This window comes from Sphingomonas sp. JUb134 (assembly GCF_004341505.2).
In the GTDB taxonomy this organism is placed as follows: Bacteria; Pseudomonadota; Alphaproteobacteria; order Sphingomonadales; family Sphingomonadaceae; genus Sphingomonas.
This window is the reverse complement of the sequence record NZ_SLYP02000001.1, coordinates 2790495-2811709: the sequence shown is the minus strand read 5'-3', so window position 1 is coordinate 2811709 and position 21215 is coordinate 2790495. Positions and strand designations below refer to the sequence as shown.

Below are 21215 nucleotides of genomic sequence, written 5' to 3'. Positions count from 1 at the left end.
CCGCGGCTCGACTTCGCACAGGCGCCCGGATAGGGGGACGAGCAGGCGCTGGGGAGGGCATCGATGGAATTGACCGCACTCGACATCGTGGTGCTGCTGATCGTCGGCGGTGCCGCTCTGCTTGGCCTCAAGCGCGGCTTCGTGACCGAAGTGCTGTCGCTGATGGCCTGGATCTTCGTCGTCTTCGCGATCAAGCTGTTCCACACTCCGGTCAGCGCCGCACTGGTGGGCGTGATCGGCACGTCGGCGGGCGCTGCGACGCTGGCCTTCGCGTTGATCGCCGGCATCGTCTATTTCCTGGGGCGGCTCGTGGCCAATGGCGTGGGCTCGCGCACCCGCACCTCGATCCTGGGGCCGGTCGATCGTGCGCTTGGCTTCGGTTTCGGCGCGGTGAAGGGCCTGGTGCTGTGCAGTCTCGGCTTCCTGCTGCTGGTGCTGGTGATCGACACCATCGCGGGCGGGCCCAAGCGCCGCCCGGACTGGATCACCCAGTCGCGCACCTACGCGCTGCTCGATTCCACCAGCGCCAGCATCGCCGACATCGTCTACCGGCGCCGGCGTGGCGAGCCGATGTTCGGGGAAGCCGCGGCGAACACGTCCTACTGATCCTTTTTTGGGGCGCCTTGCCCCTCGCGCGCAGCGCATCGGCGGTCTACATGCAGCGCGTGACTGCGCCGCTCTACAACACCGAGATCCTGCGGCTTGCCGCAACCATTCCCCACCAGCAGCGACTGGAGTCGCCCATGGGGAGCGTGGAAAGACGCTCGCCGGTGTGCGGCAGTCGCGTCACCGTGGACGTCAACCTCGACGCGGAAGGCCGGGTGTCCGAACTCGGCATGCTCGTGCGCGCCTGCGCGCTCGGCCAGGCATCCTCGTCGCTGATGGCGGCGCATGCGATCGGCCGCACGCCCGAGGAACTGGACGCGGCACGCGACGCGCTGTCGGATTGGCTCGCCGGCGGGGAAGGGCCTCCCGACTGGCCGGGCCTCGCATTGTTCGAGCCGGCGCTGCCGCATAGCGCTCGTCACGCCTCGATCCGCCTCGCGTTCGAGGCTGCGGCCGAGGCCGCTCGATCCGCGCGCGAAGGGCGGCCGGGCTGATGGAGGCGCATTCCGCCACGTCGTTCGTCCGCGACTTCGCACCGCTGCTCGGGGCAGCGCTTCTGTTCGTTCTGATTTTCCGCAAGCTGAAGCTCGGCGCGACGCTGGGCTTCCTGGTTGCGGGCGTCGTCGTCGGGCCGCAGGTCCTGGGGCTCGTCGGCGATGCCGAGGCCAAGATGGGCATCGCGGAGCTCGGCATCACGCTGCTCCTGTTCCTGGTCGGGCTGGAATTGAGCCCGTCCCGGCTGTGGCGGATGAAGCGGGACATTTTCGGGTTCGGCCTGCTCCAGGTGACCTTGTGCGGCATCGCCATCACCGGCGTCGTGTGGCTGTTCACGCACTTCACCATCCCCGCGGCCCTCGCGCTCGGCTTGCCGCTGGCGCTGTCCTCGACGGCCCAGGTGCTGCCGATGCTGCAGTCCGCCGGGCGCCTGAAGACGCCGTACGGCGAGCGCGCCTTCTCGATCCTGCTGTTCCAGGATCTGTCGATCGTCCCGCTGATCACCATCGTGGCGGCGCTTTCGCGCAATCCGGACGATGTGGGCGGGCCGCCGGGATGGATGCTGGCGCTCTACACGGTGCTGGCGATCACCGGATTGATCCTCGCGGGCCGCTTCCTGTTGCGACCGCTCTTCCGCCTGATCGGCAATCTGGGCGAGCGCGAGATGTTCGTGTTCGCGGGCCTGTTCACGGTAATCGCTTCCGCGGCGATCATGGAGGCGCTCGGTCTTTCGACCGCGCTTGGCGCCTTCATTGCAGGGGTGATGCTGGCCGACAGTCCGTACCGCCACGAGCTCGAGGCCGACGTCGAGCCCTTCCGCGCGATCCTGCTCGGCCTGTTCTTCCTCTCGGTGGGCATGCTGCTCGATCTCTCGGCCATCGCCGAGCGGCCGGTGTTCGTGACGGGCATGGCACTGGCGCTGATCGCGACCAAGGCCGTGGTGATCGGGCTCCTTGCGCTGCTGTTCGGCATGCCGTGGCGCAAGGCCCTGGCGCTCGGCCTCCTGCTGAGCCAGGGTGGCGAGTTCGGCTTCGTGCTGTTCGCCCAGGCCCAGCATGCGCTGCTGATCGCGCCCGAGGCTGCCAGCGTGTTCGGTGCCGTCGTGACGCTTTCAATGGCCACGACGCCGTTCCTGATGATGCTCACCCGCCGCTTTCGCATGGAGCCCCAGGCGAGCACCGACGGGCTTGATGGTCCCAAGCACGACGGCGCCGCGGCACTGGTGATCGGCTATGGCCGCTTCGGGCAGACGGTCGGACAGATGCTGATCGGCCAGGGCATCAGCGTGACGCTGATCGACACGGACCCGGTGACGATCGAGCGTGCCGGCAACTTCGGCATGAAGGTATACTACGGCGACGGCACTCGGATCGACACGCTCCGCCGGGCGGGCGCGGACGAGGCGCAGTTGCTGCTGTTCTGCATTGATGGCCAGCAGATGGAGCCGGCCGATCTCGAAGCGGTGAAGCTCGCCTTCCCCGATGCCGTGATCTTCATGCGCGTGTTCGATCGCCTGTCGATCCTTCGCCTGAAGGGTGCTCCGGTGGAGGGCTATGTCCGCGAAGTGCTCGATTCCGCAGTCGCGATGGCGCGCAAGGCGATGGCGTGCGTCGGCGTGGACGAGACGGAGATCGACCGGACCGAAGAGGCCTATCGCAACCTGGACACCAAGCGGCTCGCCCAGCAGTTGGAGGCGCAGGACCTCTATGCCGGGCGCGAGGCGATGTTCAGCCAGGAACGGGGAAGCGCCGCCCGCGACGGACTTTCGCGCGAGGCGTGAGGGAAGGGGACAGTCGATGAACCTGCTGATGCTTCTGGCCGCATTGTCCGGCGCGCTCGCAGTGGGCGCGGGCGCCTTTGGTGCGCATGGTGCCGAGGGCCAGGCGCGGGAATGGCTGCAAACGGGTGGCCAGTATCAGCTCGTCCACGCCGTCGCGGCGCTGGTCGCCCTGCGGCTGGAGGCGCGCGGACCCGGATGGCTGTTCGTGGGCGGCGCGCTGATCTTTGCCGGCACGCTCTATGCGATGGCCTTCGGGGCGCCGCGCTGGCTTGGCGCCGTCACCCCGATCGGCGGCACGCTGCTGATCCTCGGCTGGCTCTGGCTGGCCTGGACGGGCCTGCGCGGCTGAGCTCAGCGCGGCTGCGTGTCGAGGAACGCCGCGATCTCTTCCAGCGCCACGCCGCGATCGACATAGGTCCGGCCGATCCCATGCGCGAGCAGCAGCGCGAGCGTGCCGCCCTCCATCTTCTTGTCGTGCCGCATATGGTCGACCAGTCGCGCGCCGCTTGCCGAGATCCCGGCCGCTGCAAGGCCGTCCGGAAGACCCGCCGCGCGCAGGTGGGCTGCCACCCGCGCTGCATCCTCGGGCGGGCACAGGCCGCGGCTCGCGGAAAAGGCGAAGGCGAGGGCCATGCCTGCCGCAACCGCTTCGCCGTGCAACAGCGATCCGTCGAAGCCTGCCTCCGCCTCCAGCGCATGGCCGAAGGTGTGGCCGAGGTTGAGCAGCGCGCGCCGACCGCTCGTCTCGCGCTCGTCCTCCCCGACGATGCGCGCCTTGGCCGCGACCGATCGCGCGATCGCGATCTCGCGCGCTTCCGGGTCCCCCGCGAGCAGCCGGTCGGCATTGGCTTCGCACCAGGCGAAGAACTCGGGATCGTCGATCAGGCCGTATTTGGCCACCTCGGCATAGCCCGCACGGACTTCGCGCAACGGCAGGGTATCGAGCGTCGTCGGATCGATGAGCACGATGGCCGGCTGGTGGAAGGCGCCGACGAGGTTCTTGCCGGCCCGCGTGTTGATGCCGGTCTTGCCGCCCACCGACGAATCGACCTGCGCCAGCAGGGTGGTCGGCACCTGCACGAACCCGCAGCCGCGCTTCAGGATGGCGCTCGCGAAGCCCACCAGGTCCCCGATCACGCCGCCGCCGAGCGCAATCACATGATCGCGCCGCTCGACCCCAAGTGCGAGCAGCCGATCCATCAGCAGTTCGAGCGTGGCCCAGCTCTTGGAACCTTCGCCGGCGGGCAGCACGATCGCCTCGCTCGCGATACCCGCGGCCGAGAGCGACGCGCGCAGGGTCTCCAGGTGCGGCGCGACCGCTTCGTCGGCTACGATCGGCATCGGCCTGCCGCGTGCGATCGGTGCCAGCAACTCCCCGGCTCGCGCGAGCAGCCCCGCCTCGATGACGACGTCATAGCTGCGGGTGCCGAGCGAAACGGGAATGGTGGTCACGGGCGGATCGCCTCCAGGATGGCGTTGACGGTGGCTTCGTGCGGGGCCTGCTGGCTGACGATGTGCACGGGGGCCATGGCGTAGAACGGGTTGCGGATCGCGGCGAGCTCGGTCAGCACCGCCTTGGCATCCTTGCCACGCAACAGCGGGCGGTGGTCGCGGCGGCCGACCCGCTCGGCGAGCACTGCTGGCGCGGCATCGAGCCAGACGGCGAGGCCATGTTCCAGGATCAGGGCGCGCGTCTCTTCGTTGATGAAGGCGCCGCCGCCGGTGGCGATCACCTTGGGGCTGCCGTCGATCAACCGGGCGATGACGCGGCGTTCCCCGTCGCGGAAATGCGCTTCGCCGAACCGCTCGAACATCTCGGCGATGGTCATGCCGGCAGCACGCTCGATCTCATTGTCCGCGTCGACGAAGGGCAGCCGCATGCGGTGCGCCAGCCGGCGACCGACAGTGGATTTGCCCACGCCCATCAGCCCGACCAGCACGATCGGCTTTCCGCTCCACGGCGGTGTCGAGGCATGGGTTTGCAGCATCGTGGCCGGCGCTATACAGCGTGGCGGCGCGCGGGCAAAAAGCTTGTGCGCCCGCTTCGCAATCGTGAGTTTTCGTCCGCCATGTCCCGATCGCTTGTCATTCTGATCGTCGTCCTGCTGGTTCTCGTCGGCGGGCTGTTCTTCTTGGCGGGCCGCCAGACGGAGAAGCAGCCGGTGCAGGTCGAAAAGGCGGTCTCGCTTGAAAATCTCCAGAACTAGCAGCTTCGCCTCGGTTCTGGTGCTGGCTGGCCTCGTCGGCCTGCCGGCGCTTGGCCAGGACGTACCCGAATCGCTGCTGCCGCCCGGGTTCAACGATCCGGTCGCGCCGGCGCCTGCGCCCGGCGCGCAGCAGCCGGCGGCACGGCCCTCCGGGTTGCCGCAGGCGCCGATCGCGGGTCCTGCACCGATTCCGACGCCCACGCCGACCCCGACGCCGACCGCAACGGCGCGGCCGGTCGATCCGAAGCTGCTCGCCCAGTATGAGCTGCCGGAGTATGCGCGGCGATCGACTGCGCACATCGGCATCGATGGCGCAGGGCTGGGCCGCAACGCGTTCGCCGGGGCAGACGGTCGCATGCTGGAGACGCTGATGCGCCGGCTCGATGCGCCGGTTGCGTCGCGCTGGCTGTCGATCGCGCTGCGCCGCGCACTCGCCTCGGACGTGGACACGCCTGCGCGAGTCAATGGACCGGACTTCGCCGCCGAGCGCGCCTGGTTGCTGCTGCGGATGGGGGAAGCGCCCACCGCGCGCGCCGTGGTGCAGTCGGTTGATGGCGAGAATTACACGCCGAAGATGTACCAGGTCGCGATGCAGGCGGCGCTGGCGACGGCCGATCCGGCAGCGATGTGCGGGATCGTGGAGCCGGCGCAGCGTGTCTCGCAGGAGCGTGGCTGGCAGCTCGCCCGTGCGATGTGCGCCGGACTTGCGGGCGAGCCCAAGCAGGCGGGCGTGCTGATCGACCAGGCGCGCCGTGCCTTCCGCCGACGAGCAGTCGGTGCGGACATCGATTTGAAGCTGGCCGAGAAGGTGCTGGGCGCAGGGGCGCAGGGCCGTCGATCGGTGACGATCGAATGGGACGGCGTGGAGCAGCTCAGCGCCTGGCGCTGGGGCCTCGCCAATGCGACCGCCGTGGAAATCCCGGCCGCGCTGTTCGACACGGTCGGGCCGCAGGTCCGGTACTGGAACGCGCTGATGCCTGCGATTCCTCCCGAGCGCCGCGTGCCGGATGCCGAGCTTGCCGCTGCTCAGGGGGTGCTGTCGAGCAGCGCCCTGGTCGATCTCTATGCCACGGTCGGCGAGCTGGACGATTCGCCGAGCGAATTGAGCGCCGTCGCACGCGATCTCCGCGAGGCTTTTGCCGCAGCGCAGGTCGCCGATCGCATGACGGCCCTGCGCCAGGTGTGGACCGGCGCGACCGACGCTCAGCGCAGCTATGCACGGCGCGTGCTCACCGCGCGCGCGGCATCGGCGATCCCGGCGTCTGCAGACTATGCTGCGGACGCGGATGCGCTCGTTGCTTCGATGCTGTCGGCCGGGATGGACCTGCGGGCGCTTCGTTGGCGCTCGGTCGCACCGGAGGGCGGTGACGCCTGGGCGATGCTGGCGGTTGCCGATCCGCGTGCCCGGCAGGTGTCGCAGCGCGCCGTGTCGCGATACGCCGACGGCGACGCGCGCAAGGGACAACTGCTGCTCGCCGGCCTTGCGGGCCTGGGCAGGCTGCCGGCAGAGGACGCTACGGAACTGGCGCAGTCGCTGGGCGTGCCGATCGGCGCGGAGAACGCCTGGACCCGCGCCATCACGCTTGCGGCCGGTCGCGACCAGCCGGGCACCGTCCTGGTGCTCGCCGCGGTCGGCATGCAGACGCGGGACTGGCGCGGCGTTTCGCCCCAGGCGCTGTTCCATATCGTCGCCGCCTTGCGGGCGGTTGGGCTTGAAGGGGAAGCGCGGATGATCGCTGCCGAGGCGATCGCACGCGCGTGAGCGAAGGCGGCGCGCCCGCCGGCAGCGATCGCATCCTGATCGACCGCTTCCTGGAAATGCTGGCGGCGGAAGCGGGGGCGGCGCGCAACACGTTGCTTGCCTATGGAACCGATCTGCGGCTCGCATCGGACGCGCTCGCGGGCCGGCTTGCCGATGCCGATCGTCCGGCGCTGGAACGGCTCGCCGAGGGCTGGGGTGATCTCTCGCGCGCTACCGTTGCGCGCAAGTCGGCCGCCTTGCGGCGCTTCTTCGCCTTTCTGGCCGATGAGGGGCTTCGCGCGGACGATCCCGGCCGCGCGCTGCCGCGGCCCGGAAGCGCGCGGCCGCTGCCGCGGACGCTGTCCTCGGCAGATGTGGACCGCTTGTTCGAGGCGATCGAGGCCCGGATCGCGCGCGATCCCCCGAACCCCCTCGACCTTCGTCTCGCGGCGCTGGTGGAACTGCTCTACGGCTCCGGCTTGCGAGCGACAGAGCTCGTGTCCCTGCCACGCACCGCCATCGCAACGGATCGGCCCTATCTGATCCTGCGCGGCAAGGGTGGGCGCGAGCGGATGGTTCCGGTCTCCGATCGCGCGCGCGCCGCAGTCGCCAGCTGGCGCGCCCATGTCCCGGCAGACAAGCCATGGCTGTTTCCATCGGGCAAGACGCATCTGTCGCGCATCCGCTTGTTCCAGCTGCTGAAGGCCTTGGCCGCGGAGGCCGGAATCCCGCCCGACCGGGTGAGCCCGCACGTCCTGCGCCACGCCTTCGCCACCCATTTGCTGGAAGGGGGTGCGGACCTGCGTGCGCTGCAGGCGATGCTGGGGCATGCCGACATCGCGACCACCGAAATCTACACTCATGTCGACAGCCAGCGGCTGGTCGAGCTGGTCAACGCGCGCCATCCGCTCGTTGACGCCCTCCGCCGGGCACCGTAACCGGCACCCTGAAACTTGTTCGCCCCGCAGCCAGGTCGCCGCGAGGAGCGGCAGCGCACCTTATCGAGACGGAACCCGAGTTGATGGCCACCTTTCTGGATTTCGAGAAGCCGATCGCCGAGCTGCAGGGCCGGATCGACGAGCTGCGCGATACCGCGGCCGGCGGAGAGGTCGACATCGAGGCGGAAATCTCGAAGCTGCAGGGCAAGTCCGATCGTCTGCTGCGCGACACCTATGCGAAGCTGACGCCGTGGCAGAAGACCCAGGTCGCGCGGCATCCGGAACGGCCCCACTTCAAGCACTATGTCGCAGCGCTGATCGAGGGCTTCATGCCGCTGGGCGGCGACCGCGCCTTTGCCGACGATTCCGCGATCATCGGCGGCCTCGGCCGGCTCAACGGCCGCAAGGTGATGGTGATCGGCCATGAGAAAGGCGACGACACCGCCAGCCGGCTCAAGCACAATTTCGGCATGGGCAAGCCGGAGGGGTATCGCAAGGCGATCCGTCTGATGCAGCTCGCGGACCGCTTCGGCCTGCCGGTGGTGACGCTGGTCGACACGTCCGGTGCGTTTCCCGGCATCCAGGCGGAAGAGCGCGGCCAAGCGGAGGCGATCGCCCGCTCGACCGAGGCGAGCCTCGCACTTGGAGTGCCGATGGTCGCTGCCATCCTCGGTGAGGGCGGTTCAGGCGGCGCCGTGGCGCTCGCTGCCGGTAACCGGGTGCTGATGATGGAGCACGCGGTCTATTCGGTGATCTCGCCCGAGGGCTGCGCCTCGATCCTGTGGCGCACGGCCGATCGCGCGCCGGATGCGGCAGAGGCGATGAAGGTCACGGCGCAGGACCTGCAGGCGCTGGGCGTGATCGACACGATCGTGGCAGAGCCGCTGGGCGGCGCGCACCGCGACCCTGCTGCCGCAATCGCCTCTCTGGGTGCGGCGCTCGGCAACGCGCTGGGCGAACTGGAGGGGCAAACGACGGAACAGTTGCGTCGCGATCGACGGGCCAAGTTCCTGAACATGGGGCGCGCCTGAGCGCGATCGCGGCGGATCATAAAAAAGAGGGTCGGACTGCCGTCCGACCCTCTTTCCGGTCATCGATTTCTTTCGAAATCAGGTAACCGAGTTGTTCAGCTTGGTGCCGACCTTGTTGAACGTGCCGCTCAGCGAGCCGCCCAGGCCCGACATCGCAGCGATTGCGGCAACGGCGATCAGGGCTGCGATCAGGCCGTATTCGATCGCGGTGGCGCCCTTGTTGTTCTTCAGGAAGGTGCGGATCTTCTGCATTGGGGTCTCCAACGTTCGTGCTTCAACATACCCGGCTGATCCGGGTGAGACCCGGTGCAGCATCCGTTGCTCTATCCGCCTGTTCGTTGAAAAAGGGTTTAGGGCGGACCCACGATCGGCAGGATCAGCGCTGAACGGCATCCGACACTTCCTCGTCCGCATGATCCCACATGCCCACGACCTTGCGTGCCACCGGAGTGAGTGCCGCCAGCGCGGCAAGCGCGATGAGCGCGATGATCAGCGCATATTCGACCATCGTGGCACCGCGTCGGTCACGCAGCAGCCTGCGGGCTAGGCTTGCAATGACACGCATACGCTGGTCTTTCGCTCGCTTCTGACGAGAGGCTAGGCGCGGCGGGTAAAGAAATGCTGAGTGGAACGGGCGCAGGATTGTTGATGGTCGTCGCTGCGGCCCTGGTCGACAGCGATGGCCGGGTGCTGGTGCAGCAGCGACCGCAGGGGCTGCCGATGGCGGGTCTGTGGGAGTTCCCCGGCGGCAAGGTGGAACCGCGCGAACTGCCGGAGGCGGCCTTGATCCGTGAGTTGCACGAGGAGCTCGGCATCACGGTGGAGCGATCGTGCCTGGCGCCCGCGACCTTTGCCAGTGAGCCGCTGGGCCAGCGGCACCTGCTGCTGTTGCTCTACGCGCTGCGCAAATGGTCCGGCGTCGTCGAGGCGCGGCATGCCACCGCGCTCCGCTGGGTCCGCCCGGTGGAACTGCACCGGTTGGAAATGCCGCCCGCAGACCGCCCCCTCATCGGCCTGCTGGAGGCGCTGGTCTGAGCCTAGTGCTTGGGTCGTAGCGCCTCTGCCAGCGACACGGTCGCGCTGCCGCGACGCGCCGGCTTCGGCTGGTCGGGGGAGGGCGCCCAGCCGGTGAGGTAGATCACCTCGAACTGCTCGGACACGCGCCCGCCCGCATCGGCGCGTTCGCCAAAACCGGCGGCAGCTTCGGCCAGCGTCGTCCGGGACAGGGGCGCGCGGTCGACGAGGAGGCTGGTGCCGGCCATGCCGCGCAGGTCCTCGATCAAGCGGCCGAAGCTCGCGTAGCGCACATTCAGGGTTTCGGAGTCGGCCACCGGCAACGCGAAGCCCCCCCGCATCAACAGGTCCCCCGCGGATTGCAGGTTCACCTGCGGGTGAACGCGCGCAGCGGGCCGATCCTGCTCCGCTGCCATCAGCGTTCCGCGCAGCGTCGACAGCGTGCCTCCGCCCGTGAAGGCGGCCAGGAACAGCCCGTCCGGCCGCAGAACCCGGCGGATCAGATTCAGCGCCCCCGGAAGGTCGTTGACCTGATCCAGCGTTCCCGCCGACACGACCAGATCGAAGGAACCGTCCGCGAAGGGCAGCCGATCCTCGTCGCACTGCACGCCGCCTGCCGCGCGGGCGAAGGCGAAGCCGGGATCGGCGCGAACGATCCGGGTGCCCGGAAGCGCCAGACCGGCATCGAAGCAACCCAGGTCCAGCACGTCGGCGAACTCGCGGGTGACCGCATCGAGTCGTTCGCTCAACCCCTCGATCATGAAGCGGCGCAGGAAGTCGGACTCGCCGAAGCGGGAGGCGATACGGTCGCGGCGCAGGCGGCGCGCGGCGCGATGGAAGATCTCTGGCGGTTGCACGCGGGCGCTTGTGCGCCTTCGCGGACGCGACGACAAGGACGGCCGTGAACGCCGTCGCCGCCCTGGTCCGAGGCAGCATCGCGCTGGCACTGCCGCCGCGCTGCCCCGCGTGCGGGCAGGTGACGGAGGCCGACCATCGCTTCTGTGTCCGCTGCTGGGACGGCCTCCAGTTCCTGGGGCCGCCGTGGTGTGCCGCCTGCGCGCTGCCATTCGATCATGACCGGGGCGGGGACGCCTGCTGTGCCGCCTGCTTGGCAGCACCGCCCGCCCATGCCGGTGCCCGGGCAGCGGTCGCCTATGGTCCGGTCGCGCGCGACGTCGCCCTGAAGCTGAAATATGGCGGCCGGCTTGCCGCCGCGGAAACCATGGCCCGATTGATGGCCCGGCTGATGCCCGCGGACGCCGAACTGCTGGTGCCGGTGCCGCTTCATCGGCGCCGCCTGTGGTCGCGCGGCTACAACCAGGCGGCGCTGGTCGCAGGAACCCTGTCGCGGATCTGCGGCGTTTCGGCTGAACTCCATCTGCTGGTTCGCACCCGGGCGACGCCCGTCCTCCGCGGCCTCGGCCGGCGCGAACGCGCAAAGGTGCTGGCGGGTGCCTTTGCGGTTTCTGGCTCTGGTAGGACACGGGTAGCGGGCAAGTCCGTCGTGCTGGTGGACGACGTCTACACCTCCGGCGCGACCGCCAATGCCTGCGCCCGGAAGCTTCTTGCGGCAGGCGCTCGCGAGGTGACGGTGCTGTGCTGGGCGCGCGTGCTGGACGAGGCGCATGATTGACAAGCGGGTCCTGCCGACACACCTCAGGCCGCATGGCAAAGATCGAAATCTACACCAAAGCCTTCTGCCCCTACTGCACCCGCGCGAAGCGGCTGCTGGAGAGCAAGGGAGCCGGGTTCGAGGAATTTGACATCACCATGGGTGGCGAGCGCCGCGCGGAGATGCTGCAGCGGGCGAACGGCCGCACCACCGTGCCTCAGGTGTTCATCGACGGCCGCCACATCGGCGGCTCGGACGATCTCGCCGCGCTGGATCGGCAGGGGGGACTGGACCCGCTGCTCGCACGATGAGGATCGCCCTGCTGCAGATGACGAGCGGGATCGACCCGCTCGCCAATGCGGCGGTGCTGACGGACGCGGTGGCCCAGGCGGCTGCCGGGGGCGCCGCCATGCTGTTCACCCCCGAGATGTCCGGTCTGATCGATCGGGAGCGGGGCAGGGCGGCGGCTGTCCTGACGGACGAGGCCGGCGATCCCGTGCTGGCCGCCGTACGGACGGCCGCGGCGGAGCATCGCCTGTGGGTTCAACTCGGCTCCCTGGCGATCCGCCGGCCGGATGGAAAGCTGGCGAACCGCAGCTTCGTGATCGGGCCGGACGGCATGGTTCGCGCTCGATATGACAAGCTCCACCTGTTCGACGTCGCGCTGGCAAGCGGCGAACGCTGGCAGGAATCCGCCGCCTATGCGCCTGGCGACGAAGCGGTGGTGGTGGACACTCCGGCCGGGCCGCTTGGCCTCTCGATCTGCTACGACATGCGCTTCCCGGATCTCTACCGGGCGCTGAGCGACGCGGGTGCCGAATTGCTGGCGGTGCCCTCTGCCTTCACCCGCCCGACTGGCGCTGCCCATTGGCACGTGCTGCTGCGGGCTCGCGCGATCGAGGCTGCTGCCTTCGTGATCGCCGCGGCCCAGACGGGCGTGCATGCGGACGGCCGCGAGACCTATGGCCATTCGCTGGTGGTCGATCCCTGGGGCACGGTGCTGCTCGACATGGGCGACGCACCCGGCCTGGGCTTTGCCGAACTCGACCGCGCTGTCCTTCACGACGTTCGCGAGCGTCTGCCGGTGCTGCGGCATCGACGCGCGATCCCGCCCGTCGAGCGCGTCGCATGATCGTCTTCGATCTTCGCTGCGACGGCGGTCACGTCTTCGAGAGCTGGTTCGGGTCGAGCGCCGATTACGCCGATCAGAAGGAGCGGGGGCTGGTTCGCTGCCCGCTGTGCGACAGCGCTTCGGTCGAGAAGGCGGTGATGGCGCCCAACGTCGCCGCCAAGGGCAACCAGCGCACGGCCACGAATGCCGATCCGATGAAGGCCGCTCTCGCCGCGCTTGCCAAGGCGCAGGAGAAGGCGCTCGAAGGTTCCGAATGGGTGGGCTCCCGCTTTGCCGACCGGGCGCGCGCCATGCATCTGGGCGAGGAGGCGACGGCTCCGATCCACGGCCAGGCGACGCCTCAAGAGGCCCGCGCTCTGGTCGAGGAGGGGGTACCGGTCGCGCCGCTTCCCCTGCCGGTCGTCCCGCCCGGCGCTCGCAACTAAGCCCTCAGCCGAGCATCTCGCGGATCTTGGCCGACAGCTCCTGGATCGCGAACGGCTTGGTGATCATCGCCATGTTGGTGCCCAGGAAGTCGGCCCGGATCGCGGCATTCTCGGCATAGCCCGTCACGAACAGGATCGGCAGTTCGGGGCGGTGCTGGCGGGCGACTTCGGCAAGCTGGCGGCCGTTCATGCCGGGCAGCCCCACGTCGGAGACCATCAGGTCGATGTGCCGGTCGGAGGCCAGGACGGCGATCGCCGCATTGGGCTCTTCCGCCTCGATGGGCACATAGGCCAGCTCCTCCAGCACCTCGCGCACGAGCAGCCGGACGGAGGGATCATCCTCGACCAGGAGGACGGTCTGCCCGTTCCCCTCAGGCACCGGCCGGCTGGATGCGGCGGAGTCGTGCTCCGGCTGTGCGTCGACGGCGCGCAGGTAGAGCGACACGGTCGTGCCCGCCCCGGCCTGGCTGTGGATGCGGACCTGCCCGCCCGACTGGCGTACGAAGCCATAGACCATGGAGAGGCCGAGGCCGGTCCCCTGGCCGATCGGCTTGGTGGTGAAAAACGGGTCGAATACCTTCTGGACCAGCTCCGGCGCCATGCCGACGCCCGTGTCGGAGACGGCGATCACCACATAGCGGCCGGGCTGCACGTCGGGCCGGGTCGCCACATAGGCTTCGTCCAGCTCGACGGCGCGCGTCTCGATCGTCAGTTGCCCGCCCTCCGGCATCGCGTCGCGGGCGTTGATCGTGAGGTTCAGGATCGCGTTCTCGAGCTGGTTGGCATCGGTTTCCGCCCACAGCGCATCGTCCGCAAGCGCGACGTGAAGCGTGATGTTCTCCCGCGTCGAGCGGTGAAGGAGCTGCTCCAGCGAAGCGATCAGCCCGTTGATCTCGATCGGCTTGGTGTCGAGCGACTGGCGGCGCGAGAAGGCGAGGAGCCGTGCGGTGAGCGCCGCCGCCCGCTGCGCCGAGGTCGTGGCGGCGTCCATGAAGCGCTCCAGGTCGTCGGTTCGGCCGGCAGCGATCCGGCGCTTCATGATGTCCATCGCGCCGATGACGCCGGTCAGCATGTTGTTGAAGTCGTGCGCGATCCCGCCGGTCAACTGGCCGACTGCTTCCATCTTCTGGCTCTGGAGCAGGGCGGCTTCGGCCCGGGCGCGGTTCTCCATTTCCGCCTGGAGCGCCGCGGTCCGCTCAGCGACGCGCTCGGCAAGCAGCTCTTCGGTCTGCTTGCGATCGGTGATGTCGATGCCGAAGACGTGGAAACCGTCGACTTCCCCCTGCGCGTTCCGGCGGGGAAGGTAGCGGATCTCGGTGTCGCGACGGCGCCCGTCGCGGTGCGGCGTCGGGACCTCCATCCGCACCGTCTCTCCAGCCAGCGCGCGCCGGATGTCTGCCTGGCGGATGTGATAGGCGTCTTCGCCCAGCACCTCGCGGACATGGCGGCCGATGATCTCCTCCGGAGAGACGTAGAACCAGTCCTCATAGGCGCGGTTGCCGAACCGATAATGTCCGCTGCGGTCGACGAAGGCGATCAGCACGGGAAGGGCGTCGGCGATCCGGCGCAGCTCGGCCTCGCTCGCGGCCAGCGCCGTGCGGCTGACCTCCAGGTCGAGCATCCGGTCCCGCGTCTCGAACTGGCGCTGGCGGGAGCGCATCGCCGAATCGGTCGCGCTCAGCAGCGAGGCGACGCTCAGCGGCCGTTCGAGCACGATGGCGTTGCCGGTCAGCTCCAGCAGGCGCGCGCGGAGTTCCTCCGAGCCAGTTCCCCTGCTGCGCTGCCGCGCCGCGAGCAGGATGAACGGAATGTCCGACCAGCTCGGCTGGGCCGCGAGCACCGCCCGAAGAGCGTGGGTGCCCAAGCGCATCGCCTCCTCGGTCAGCAGGACTACGCCGACATGTTCGTCGAGGCGCTCTGCAACCGCGTTCAGGTCGGCACAGGCATCGGCGTCATAGCGCTGGTCCCGGAGCAACCCCACGACCACTTCGGCATCGCGCCCGAACGGCGCGACCACCAGGACGCGATGACCCTCCGCGGCGGTCCTATGCCCCACGTTTGCGGTTTTCCATCAAGGGCAAGCGTTCGCCCACATATTCCGGCGTGCCCGTGAGCACCCCCTGGAAGGCCGTGAGGGTGCCCCCACCCGGACGCCCTCGGCGTCTACGCGGAACTCCCGGATGGCATCCTCGTGCTGCCCCGCACGGTTCTTCAGCGCCGAGACCGCCTTGCGAATGCGGCCATCCGCCTCGAAGAAGCGCAGCAGCAGCACCGCGTCGGCAACATAGGAAATGTTGATGCTCGACTGCATTGTTCCCACCAACCCCTCCTGCGGGTTGATGAGGAAGGTTGCGACCGCTTGCTGATTGAGGAACGACAGCAGCTCGTGGATCTGCAGCACCAGCTGCTGTTCCTGGGGCATGGCGGCGAGATAGCCGTTGAGGCTGTCGATTACGATCACCTGCGCCGCGTCGCCTTCGACCCGGCGGCGCACGCGGGCGGCGAACTCGCCCGGCGACAGCTCGGCCGGATCGATCTGCTCCACGATCAGCAGCCCGGCGTCGATGTGCTTCTGGAGATCCAGGTTGAACGCACGCGCGCGGGCCAGGAGCGTCCCGATACGCTCGTCGAACTCATAGATCACGGCTCGTTCGCCGCGTTCGCAGGCGGCATAGGCGTATTGGAGAGCGATCGTCGTCTTGCCGGTGCCGGCAGGGCCCGTGATGAGCGTGGAGGTACCCCTTAGCGGCCCGCCGCCCAGCAGCGCGTCGAGCTCCGGGACCCCGCTGGGAATCGCTTCGCCGACGGTGGCGCGCTGGTGGGCGGCAGCAATCAGCCGCGGATAGATGTCGAGGCCGCCCTTGCGGATGGTGAAGTCGTGGAAGCCCGCCACGAAGTCGACGCCGCGCAGCTTCTGGACCTGGAGGCGCCGGCGTGCCGCGCCGAACTCCAGCGTCAGCCGCTCCAGCGTGATGACCCCGTGGCACAGGCTGTGGAGGTGGCCGTCGCCGCCGTCGCGCGAAGCGGTGAGGTCGTCGACCAGCAGCACGGTCGTGTCGCGACCGGCAAAGAACTGCTTGAGCGCCAGCACCTGGCGCCGGTAGCGGAGCGGATCCTGGGCGAGGAGCCGCATCTCCGACAGGCTGTCGAACACGACCCGGCAGGGCTTCACGCGCTCCACCTCGGCCTCGATCAGCTTGATCGTCTCGCCGAGTTCCATTTCCCAGGAATAGAGGATCGACTGCTCGCGGCCGACGCCCAGCACCTCATCGGCCATGCTGAGTTCGAAGACGTCGAACTCGTCGATGCTCCAGCCGTGGGAGGCGGCGACGATCGCGAGCTCTTCCTTGGTCTCGGACAGGGTCACGTAGAGCGCCCGCTCGCCACGACGCGCACCTTCGCGCAGGAACTGGAGCGACAAGGTCGTCTTGCCCGAACCCGGCGCGCCCTCCAGCAGGTAGAGCCGGTTCGTCGGCAGGCCGCCGCGGAGGATCTGGTCCAGTCCCTCATTTCCGAACGGGATCAGCGAGGCAGGTTCGGTCATGTCGAGAATGTCCAGCAGAGGCAGTATCGCCCCCTAGCATCGTCTGGATCGGCCGGACAGCGACTAGATCGCAGCAAAGGCGTGCAAGCGGCTACTTGGTTGGCGGGCCGCAAGCCTTGTCCTGCGTTGACGGGCAACCCGCGCAAACTTAGTGGGTTGGCCGTGGCCCCGGTAGCTCAGCAGGACAGAGCAACGGTTTCCTAAACCGCAGGTCGGGAGTTCGAGTCTCTCCCGGGGCACCATTCCCGGTCAAAGATGGGCACCGTCCCTTCTAGGCGCGGGGCACCGTTGCAGACACCATTCTCTAGCACGGCCTTCGGGCCAGAGATGGTGATCTGTGCATCGGAAACAGTGACCTTCGACACCAGCATCCGCAGATAGGCCTTCCTCAGCGCCGGGTCGTCGTCGCGCAGCCTGGCGGACAGTAATTCCCCAAACCGGTTGATCGTGTTCGGGGTGATTTTTCGCGACCCCTTCGCCAGTTGCGCCTCCAGCGTAGCAATGCGCGTCGTCGAGGCGGCGAGCGCGGATCGATTCTCTTCCATTCGCTTCGCAAAGATTGGATCACGCGGTCCAATATCGCCCTCTTCCAGGGCGATGTAGAGACGTTCGATGGCTGTGGAACGCCGCGTCTTCTCGGCGCGGGCTTGCGTTAGCTCCGCTTCGCGCTGAACCCGCTTCTGATCGGAGAGGTCGAGGACATCCGACAGGAGCGTCCGCAACCGCTCGGGCGCAAGCACCTGCTCTTCCAAGCTATTCAGCACGAGATCGTCCAGCACCTTCCGTGCAATGCTCGGGGTCGCGCAAGCCTCCCCCTTGTTCACACGATTGGCGCAGACGTAATAGCTGTATCGTCCGCCCTTACCGGTGCGGATCGTCATCGCACAGCTACATCCCGCTGTTCCGCATCTCGCGATGCCGGTCAGCATCGTGGTGCCAGCGGCAATATGCGGTGGGGTACGGCGCGGATTGCGAGACGCCCGCAGCGCGTTGACGCGGTCGAACCGCGCCTGATCGATGATCACCGGGCATGGTACGGCGATCCAATCCTCCGGATCGGGCACGTTGCCGTCATCGTCGACGGTCTTGTCGTAATAGACACCGGTGTAGGTGACACGGCCCAATATACCTGACAGATTGCCGTTGGAGAACTTGGCGCCGCGCAGCGTAGTGCCGCGCCTATTGAGTTCTCCAACGATCCAGCGCCCGCCGCGCCCCATATCCGCCCAGTCGAAAATCTGATCGACCACTGCGGCTTCCGCAGGAACAACGCACAGCTTCATCCGCTCCTTATCGCCATCCTTCCTGGCGACATATGTCTCGTAGCCGAAGGCTACCGGACCGCCATTGTAGAAGCCCTGACGGGCATTCTCACGGCGGCTTTTGGAGGTATAGATGGACGCGTCGATGGCCTGTTGCTCGGCCACCATCGCGGAGATGGTTTGGCCCATGCGCTTGGTGCGGCGGCCTTCGCCGAAGTTCTCCGTGATTGAAATCACCTCGACGCCGACATCGGCAAGCCCGTCGAGCGAGTTGAAGAACAGGCGCATGTTGCGCGCCAGACGGGCGATCCTGTCAACGGCGGAGCAAAACCAGGCCAGCGGGGCGGAGTAAAAGCAGGCCACTTGAGGCGCGCGCTGACGATATGAAAAGGGCCCCGATCGGGGCCCTTTTCATATCGTTGCCGTCCTCGGCCTGATGGTCAGGAAGATAATATCTCACCGGTGTCCGGGTCGGACAGGGCACTGGCCTGGTTTTGCTCCGCCCCGCGACGTTTGCGTCCGGTGGACTGCTTGAGGCGATAGCTGTCGCCGTTCATGGTCAGGATGGTGGCATGGTGGGTGAGCCGGTCGAGCAGTGCGCCGGTCAGCCGCTCGGAGGCGAGCACCTGCGTCCAGTCCTCGAACGGCAGGTTGGAGGTGATGATGGTCGAGCCGCGCTCGTAGCGCTGCGACAGCACCTCGAAGAGCAGTTCGGCGCCGGTCGGGGACAACGGGACGTAGCCGAGTTCATCGACGACGAGCAGCTTCACGGCCGCCATCTCGCGTTGGAGCTTGAGCAGCCGTCGCTCGTCTCGCGCCTCCATCAACTGGTTCACCAGCGAGGCCGCGGTAGTGAAGGCGACTGTGAAGCCCTTCTGGCAAGCCGCCAGGCCGAGCGCGAGGGCTACATGCGTCTTGCCTGTCCCGCTGTTGCCGAGCGCAATGACGTTCTCGCGGCGCAGGATATATTCGCACCGTGCGAGCTCGACCACCATCATCTTGTTCAGGCTGGGGATGGCGGTGAACTCGAAGGTGTCGAAGCTCTTCACAGCCGGGAAACGGGCTGCGCGGATCCGTCGCTCGATGGTCCGGCGCTCGCGGTCGATGAGCTCCAACTCGATAAGCCGCAACAGGTAGCGCGTGTGGTCGACCCCGCCTTGCGCGCATTCGCGCGCGACCTTTTCGTACTCGCGCAGAACGGTTGGCAGTTTGAGTTGTTTGAGATGATGGGCGAGCAGCACCTGTGGCGTACCTGCGGTCGTGCCCACCGGCATGGCGTCCTTGTCCGTCATGCTGCCAGCACCGCATAGTCGGCCGCGCACGTCGTTTTGACGTCCATCTTGGGCACGTGCGGATACGCCGCTAAATCCAGGCGCGGCGGACGGCGCTCGATACGCGCCAGCGCGATGAGTTTTACCGCGTCAAAACCAGGTGCGCCCAACTGGACTGCCTCGGTCACGGCATCCGTGACGATGGGAAGCGGCATCGCCTCGAGCAGCCGCAGCACCTGGATGAACTCGCGTTTACCCTTGTTGCCCATCCGGGCCTCGAGCAGGTGGCGCAGATGCTGGAAGATGTCCGGCAGGTTCCAGTCCTGAAGGGCTGCCGCCTGGTCGAGCGCACCGGGCTTGGTCTCGATGAGCGCGAGATAGTGCAGTGGGTTGGAGACGAATACGCCTTCGTCGTAGCAACGCGCGTGCCGGGCAATCTCTTCGCCCGCGCATATGATGACGACCTCGTCGACGAACCCCTTCACCATCACGTCGCGGTAGCCGTACGCGGTCGGCACCGAATAGTCGTTGGTCCGGTAGCGCACCATCGCGGTCGACGACACGCGCGCCGCGCGTTTCTCGCATGGCTCCAGTGGTACGGACGGCAGCGTGCGCAATGCCGATACGTCTGCCGCCAGCCGCTCGGCAATGGTCTGCGCGTGCTGACCGGCATGCTCGCCCTGGCGCGTACGGCAGGACTCCTCGAACCTGGCGTTCAGGACATCGAAATTGGCAGCGACCGGCACGGGCACCATGAAGTTGTTGCGCGCAAACTTCACCAGCCCCTCGACCTTGCCTTTGTCGTTGCCTCGCGCTGGACGCGCAAAACGGTCCTGAAACAGGTAGTGGCTGACCAACTCGGTGAAGGCGCGTGTGCGCTCGCGCGTTCCATCGCCGCAGATCTTTGCCACGGCGATGGTTGTGTTGTCGTAGAGGATGGACAGCGGCACGCCCCCGAAGAACGCGAATGCCGACACGTGCCCGTCAAGAAACGCCTCGGTCGTCTCGCGCGGATACGCCTTGAAGAAGCAGGCATCCGACTGCGGCAGCGACATGCAGAAATAGTGGATCTTCATCCGCTCCCCGCCGACGACCGCGACCGCCTCGCCAAAGTCGACCTGTGCATGCCCCGGCGGGTGCGCCAGCGGCACGAAGGTCTCGCGCCCGCGGGCCCTGCACAGCCGCACATGGTCCTTCACCATCGTGTAGCCGCCCGTATAGCCATGCTCGTCGCGCAGCCGCTCAAAGATCCGCTTGGCCGTGTGCTGCTGCTTGCCCGGCGCCTCGCGGTCGGCTGCCAGGATTGCGTCGATAACCGGTAGCAGCGTCCCGAGCTTCGGCTTGGTCGGAGGTTTCGTCCGGCGGTATCCAGGAGGCGCCGAATACAGGCACATCTTGCGTACCGTATCCCGGTTCAGCCCGAACACCTCCGCCGCTTCCCGGCGACTATGCCCCTCGACAAATACAAACCGTCTGACCGCTGCGTAGCTCTCCACGACAAACATCCCCGCCGCTCCGCAAAGGGAGCAGCTTACCAACTGGCCGGATTTTACTCCGCCCCCGACGGCACTGCGCCGGCGGTCCTGTGGCCTGGTTTGTCACCGCCCTTCACAACTTGTTCAATCAGTTCAATCAAGTCCTGCGCGGTGAAGCCGTCCGTCACGACGCGGTCGAGGTTTTCCCAAAGGACGATCGTACCTCTGTCGTCGAACAGCCCGGCTTCGACGCGGTCCTTCGAACCAGTTCGCGCACCCTCATGAAGCAGCCAGCTCCCCTCCGCTCCGCCGAGCAGGTCGAGATCCCAGCGAAGGCAGCACCGTTCATGGCCGGCCTTGCTGCTCGCAACGGTCAATATCCGTGCCTGCGAAAAACTTGCCGTCTTCAATCCCATGCCGAACCTGCCGAGATCGCCGGCACGTCGTTGTGTTCGCGGATCGCGCGCGCCGAGGCGCATTGCGGCTTCGAGTTCCGCGTCGCTCATTCCCCGGCCGTTGTCAGAGACCCTGACCCAGCTGTCTGGACCGTTCCATTCGAACACCACGTCGACATGATCGGCCTCCGCACTGATGGAGTTGTCGATCAGATCGGCGATCGCTGTGGCAGTGGTGTAACCTAGGCCGCGCAGCGACTCGAGCATGGCACCTGCAGCCGGCGGCA

General features: G+C 67.7%; 24 protein-coding genes and 1 tRNA gene. 14 read left to right on the top strand and 11 right to left on the bottom strand.

What is annotated here, in order from left to right; genetic code table 11:
- Positions 1–63 precede the first annotated feature (63 nt).
- From EDF69_RS13045 to EDF69_RS13030, 4 genes are read left to right on the top strand one after another with little or no spacing between them, the layout of a single operon-like run.
- A complete protein-coding gene (locus tag EDF69_RS13045) occupies positions 64–606 on the top strand; it encodes a CvpA family protein (RefSeq protein WP_132882272.1) in 543 nt (180 codons plus the stop codon).
- A gap of 59 nt (positions 607–665) precedes the next feature.
- Positions 666–1100 carry an iron-sulfur cluster assembly scaffold protein gene (locus EDF69_RS13040; protein ID WP_132882273.1) on the top strand — a complete coding sequence of 145 codons (435 nt, stop codon included), beginning with the start codon at positions 666–668 and terminating at the stop codon, positions 1098–1100.
- The gene (locus tag EDF69_RS13035; RefSeq protein ID WP_132882274.1) at positions 1100–2881 is read left to right on the top strand and encodes a cation:proton antiporter domain-containing protein; all 1782 of its coding nucleotides are present in this window, start codon (positions 1100–1102) and stop codon (positions 2879–2881) included. Before EDF69_RS13040 ends, EDF69_RS13035 begins: the two co-directional genes overlap by 1 nt.
- A 16-nt stretch (positions 2882–2897) precedes the next feature.
- A complete protein-coding gene (locus EDF69_RS13030) occupies positions 2898–3230 on the top strand; it encodes a DUF423 domain-containing protein (protein WP_132882275.1) in 333 nt (110 codons plus the stop codon).
- Positions 3231–3232: 2 nt separating this feature from the next.
- Here EDF69_RS13030 and aroB read toward each other — a convergent pair whose 3' ends face one another.
- The gene (aroB, locus tag EDF69_RS13025) at positions 3233–4333 is read right to left on the bottom strand and encodes a 3-dehydroquinate synthase (protein WP_132882276.1); all 1101 of its coding nucleotides are present in this window, start codon (positions 4331–4333) and stop codon (positions 3233–3235) included.
- Positions 4330–4869 carry a shikimate kinase gene (locus tag EDF69_RS13020; protein WP_132882277.1) on the bottom strand — a complete coding sequence of 180 codons (540 nt, stop codon included), beginning with the start codon at positions 4867–4869 and terminating at the stop codon, positions 4330–4332. Before EDF69_RS13020 ends, aroB begins: the two co-directional genes overlap by 4 nt.
- 81 nt (positions 4870–4950) lie before the next feature.
- Here EDF69_RS13020 and EDF69_RS13015 point away from each other — a divergent pair, with 81 nt between their 5' ends.
- The 4 genes from EDF69_RS13015 (at position 4951) to EDF69_RS13000 (ending at position 8798) form a co-directional block, all read left to right on the top strand.
- Positions 4951–5088, top strand: a complete 138-nt coding sequence (locus EDF69_RS13015) for a hypothetical protein (RefSeq protein ID WP_164521272.1) — start codon at positions 4951–4953, stop codon at positions 5086–5088.
- Positions 5069–6850 (top strand): hypothetical protein, encoded by a 1782-nt coding sequence (locus EDF69_RS13010; RefSeq protein WP_132882278.1) that lies wholly within the window; start codon positions 5069–5071, stop codon positions 6848–6850. The genes EDF69_RS13015 and EDF69_RS13010 overlap by 20 nt, the downstream gene beginning before the upstream one ends.
- Positions 6847–7767 carry a tyrosine-type recombinase/integrase gene (locus EDF69_RS13005; RefSeq protein ID WP_339538472.1) on the top strand — a complete coding sequence of 307 codons (921 nt, stop codon included), beginning with the start codon at positions 6847–6849 and terminating at the stop codon, positions 7765–7767. Before EDF69_RS13010 ends, EDF69_RS13005 begins: the two co-directional genes overlap by 4 nt.
- Before the next feature lie 83 nt (positions 7768–7850).
- Positions 7851–8798: an acetyl-CoA carboxylase carboxyltransferase subunit alpha gene (locus EDF69_RS13000; protein ID WP_132882279.1), complete on the top strand. Its 948-nt coding sequence runs from the start codon at positions 7851–7853 to the stop codon at positions 8796–8798.
- A 78-nt stretch (positions 8799–8876) separates the two neighbouring features.
- Here EDF69_RS13000 and EDF69_RS12995 read toward each other — a convergent pair whose 3' ends face one another.
- Together EDF69_RS12995 and EDF69_RS12990 are read right to left on the bottom strand one after the other, a co-directional pair.
- Positions 8877–9050, bottom strand: coding sequence for a Flp family type IVb pilin (locus tag EDF69_RS12995; protein ID WP_132882280.1), 174 nt, complete (start codon positions 9048–9050; stop codon positions 8877–8879).
- A 124-nt stretch (positions 9051–9174) separates the two neighbouring features.
- The gene (locus tag EDF69_RS12990; protein ID WP_132882281.1) at positions 9175–9363 is read right to left on the bottom strand and encodes a Flp family type IVb pilin; all 189 of its coding nucleotides are present in this window, start codon (positions 9361–9363) and stop codon (positions 9175–9177) included.
- 83 nt (positions 9364–9446) lie between these two features.
- Between EDF69_RS12990 and EDF69_RS12985 the strand changes: the two genes are divergently transcribed.
- On the top strand, positions 9447–9833 hold the full coding sequence (locus EDF69_RS12985; RefSeq protein WP_239555475.1) for a (deoxy)nucleoside triphosphate pyrophosphohydrolase: 387 nt from the start codon (positions 9447–9449) through the stop codon (positions 9831–9833).
- 2 nt (positions 9834–9835) lie between these two features.
- Here the strand turns inward: EDF69_RS12985 and EDF69_RS12980 are convergent, their stop codons facing one another.
- Positions 9836–10669, bottom strand: coding sequence for a methyltransferase domain-containing protein (locus tag EDF69_RS12980; protein ID WP_204991383.1), 834 nt, complete (start codon positions 10667–10669; stop codon positions 9836–9838).
- A 44-nt stretch (positions 10670–10713) separates the two neighbouring features.
- Between EDF69_RS12980 and EDF69_RS12975 the strand changes: the two genes are divergently transcribed.
- Genes EDF69_RS12975 through EDF69_RS12960 form a run of 4 tightly spaced genes read left to right on the top strand, consistent with a single transcriptional unit; the run spans position 10714 to position 12981 of the window.
- Positions 10714–11445 (top strand): double zinc ribbon domain-containing protein, encoded by a 732-nt coding sequence (locus EDF69_RS12975; protein WP_132882283.1) that lies wholly within the window; start codon positions 10714–10716, stop codon positions 11443–11445.
- A gap of 32 nt (positions 11446–11477) precedes the next feature.
- The gene (grxC, locus tag EDF69_RS12970) at positions 11478–11735 is read left to right on the top strand and encodes a glutaredoxin 3 (RefSeq protein ID WP_132882284.1); all 258 of its coding nucleotides are present in this window, start codon (positions 11478–11480) and stop codon (positions 11733–11735) included.
- Complete coding sequence (locus EDF69_RS12965; protein WP_132882285.1) at positions 11732–12556, top strand: carbon-nitrogen hydrolase family protein; 825 nt, start codon at positions 11732–11734, stop codon at positions 12554–12556. The genes grxC and EDF69_RS12965 overlap by 4 nt, the downstream gene beginning before the upstream one ends.
- Entirely contained in the window at positions 12553–12981 is a 429-nt protein-coding gene (locus EDF69_RS12960; protein ID WP_132882286.1) for a DUF1178 family protein, read from the top strand. Before EDF69_RS12965 ends, EDF69_RS12960 begins: the two co-directional genes overlap by 4 nt.
- A gap of 4 nt (positions 12982–12985) precedes the next feature.
- On the opposite strand, the gene EDF69_RS12955 is transcribed toward EDF69_RS12960, so the two are convergent.
- Together EDF69_RS12955 and EDF69_RS12950 are read right to left on the bottom strand one after the other, a co-directional pair.
- Positions 12986–15037 (bottom strand): PAS domain-containing protein, encoded by a 2052-nt coding sequence (locus EDF69_RS12955; protein WP_132882287.1) that lies wholly within the window; start codon positions 15035–15037, stop codon positions 12986–12988.
- 15 nt (positions 15038–15052) lie between these two features.
- Positions 15053–16525: an ATPase domain-containing protein gene (locus EDF69_RS12950; RefSeq protein ID WP_339538465.1), complete on the bottom strand. Its 1473-nt coding sequence runs from the start codon at positions 16523–16525 to the stop codon at positions 15053–15055.
- Between the two features lie 165 nt (positions 16526–16690).
- Here EDF69_RS12950 and EDF69_RS12945 point away from each other — a divergent pair.
- Positions 16691–16767, top strand: a tRNA-Arg gene (locus tag EDF69_RS12945).
- Here EDF69_RS12945 and EDF69_RS19955 read toward each other — a convergent pair.
- From EDF69_RS19955 to EDF69_RS12915, 4 genes are all read right to left on the bottom strand, one after another.
- The gene (locus EDF69_RS19955) at positions 16726–18075 is read right to left on the bottom strand and encodes a recombinase zinc beta ribbon domain-containing protein (protein WP_425336676.1); all 1350 of its coding nucleotides are present in this window, start codon (positions 18073–18075) and stop codon (positions 16726–16728) included. The genes EDF69_RS12945 and EDF69_RS19955 overlap by 42 nt on opposite strands.
- A 152-nt stretch (positions 18076–18227) precedes the next feature.
- Positions 18228–19061: an IS21-like element helper ATPase IstB gene (gene istB, locus EDF69_RS12925; RefSeq protein ID WP_204991410.1), complete on the bottom strand. Its 834-nt coding sequence runs from the start codon at positions 19059–19061 to the stop codon at positions 18228–18230.
- 14 nt (positions 19062–19075) lie between these two features.
- Positions 19076–20563, bottom strand: coding sequence for an IS21 family transposase (istA, locus tag EDF69_RS12920; RefSeq protein WP_132884630.1), 1488 nt, complete (start codon positions 20561–20563; stop codon positions 19076–19078).
- Positions 20564–20607: 44 nt separating this feature from the next.
- A complete protein-coding gene (locus tag EDF69_RS12915) occupies positions 20608–21195 on the bottom strand; it encodes an ATP-binding protein (protein ID WP_204991382.1) in 588 nt (195 codons plus the stop codon).
- Positions 21196–21215 lie beyond the last annotated feature (20 nt).

Coding starts and splice junctions, on each gene's coding strand:
- EDF69_RS13045 (WP_132882272.1), top strand. CDS start 64: ATGGAATTGACCGCACTCGACATCGTGGTGCTGCTGATCGTCGGCGGT.
- EDF69_RS13035 (WP_132882274.1), top strand. CDS start 1,100: ATGGAGGCGCATTCCGCCACGTCGTTCGTCCGCGACTTCGCACCGCTG.
- EDF69_RS13030 (WP_132882275.1), top strand. CDS start 2,898: ATGAACCTGCTGATGCTTCTGGCCGCATTGTCCGGCGCGCTCGCAGTG.
- EDF69_RS13020 (WP_132882277.1), bottom strand. CDS start 4,869: ATGCTGCAAACCCATGCCTCGACACCGCCGTGGAGCGGAAAGCCGATC.
- EDF69_RS13015 (WP_164521272.1), top strand. CDS start 4,951: ATGTCCCGATCGCTTGTCATTCTGATCGTCGTCCTGCTGGTTCTCGTC.
- EDF69_RS13000 (WP_132882279.1), top strand. CDS start 7,851: ATGGCCACCTTTCTGGATTTCGAGAAGCCGATCGCCGAGCTGCAGGGC.
- EDF69_RS12995 (WP_132882280.1), bottom strand. CDS start 9,050: ATGCAGAAGATCCGCACCTTCCTGAAGAACAACAAGGGCGCCACCGCG.
- EDF69_RS12990 (WP_132882281.1), bottom strand. CDS start 9,363: ATGCGTGTCATTGCAAGCCTAGCCCGCAGGCTGCTGCGTGACCGACGC.
- EDF69_RS12985 (WP_239555475.1), top strand. CDS start 9,447: ATGGTCGTCGCTGCGGCCCTGGTCGACAGCGATGGCCGGGTGCTGGTG.
- grxC (WP_132882284.1), top strand. CDS start 11,478: ATGGCAAAGATCGAAATCTACACCAAAGCCTTCTGCCCCTACTGCACC.
- EDF69_RS12965 (WP_132882285.1), top strand. CDS start 11,732: ATGAGGATCGCCCTGCTGCAGATGACGAGCGGGATCGACCCGCTCGCC.
- EDF69_RS12960 (WP_132882286.1), top strand. CDS start 12,553: ATGATCGTCTTCGATCTTCGCTGCGACGGCGGTCACGTCTTCGAGAGC.
- EDF69_RS12950 (WP_339538465.1), bottom strand. CDS start 16,525: ATGACCGAACCTGCCTCGCTGATCCCGTTCGGAAATGAGGGACTGGAC.
- EDF69_RS19955 (WP_425336676.1), bottom strand. CDS start 18,075: ATGCGCCTGTTCTTCAACTCGCTCGACGGGCTTGCCGATGTCGGCGTC.
- istB (WP_204991410.1), bottom strand. CDS start 19,061: ATGCCGGTGGGCACGACCGCAGGTACGCCACAGGTGCTGCTCGCCCAT.
- istA (WP_132884630.1), bottom strand. CDS start 20,563: ATGTTTGTCGTGGAGAGCTACGCAGCGGTCAGACGGTTTGTATTTGTC.
- EDF69_RS12915 (WP_204991382.1), bottom strand. CDS start 21,195: ATGCTCGAGTCGCTGCGCGGCCTAGGTTACACCACTGCCACAGCGATC.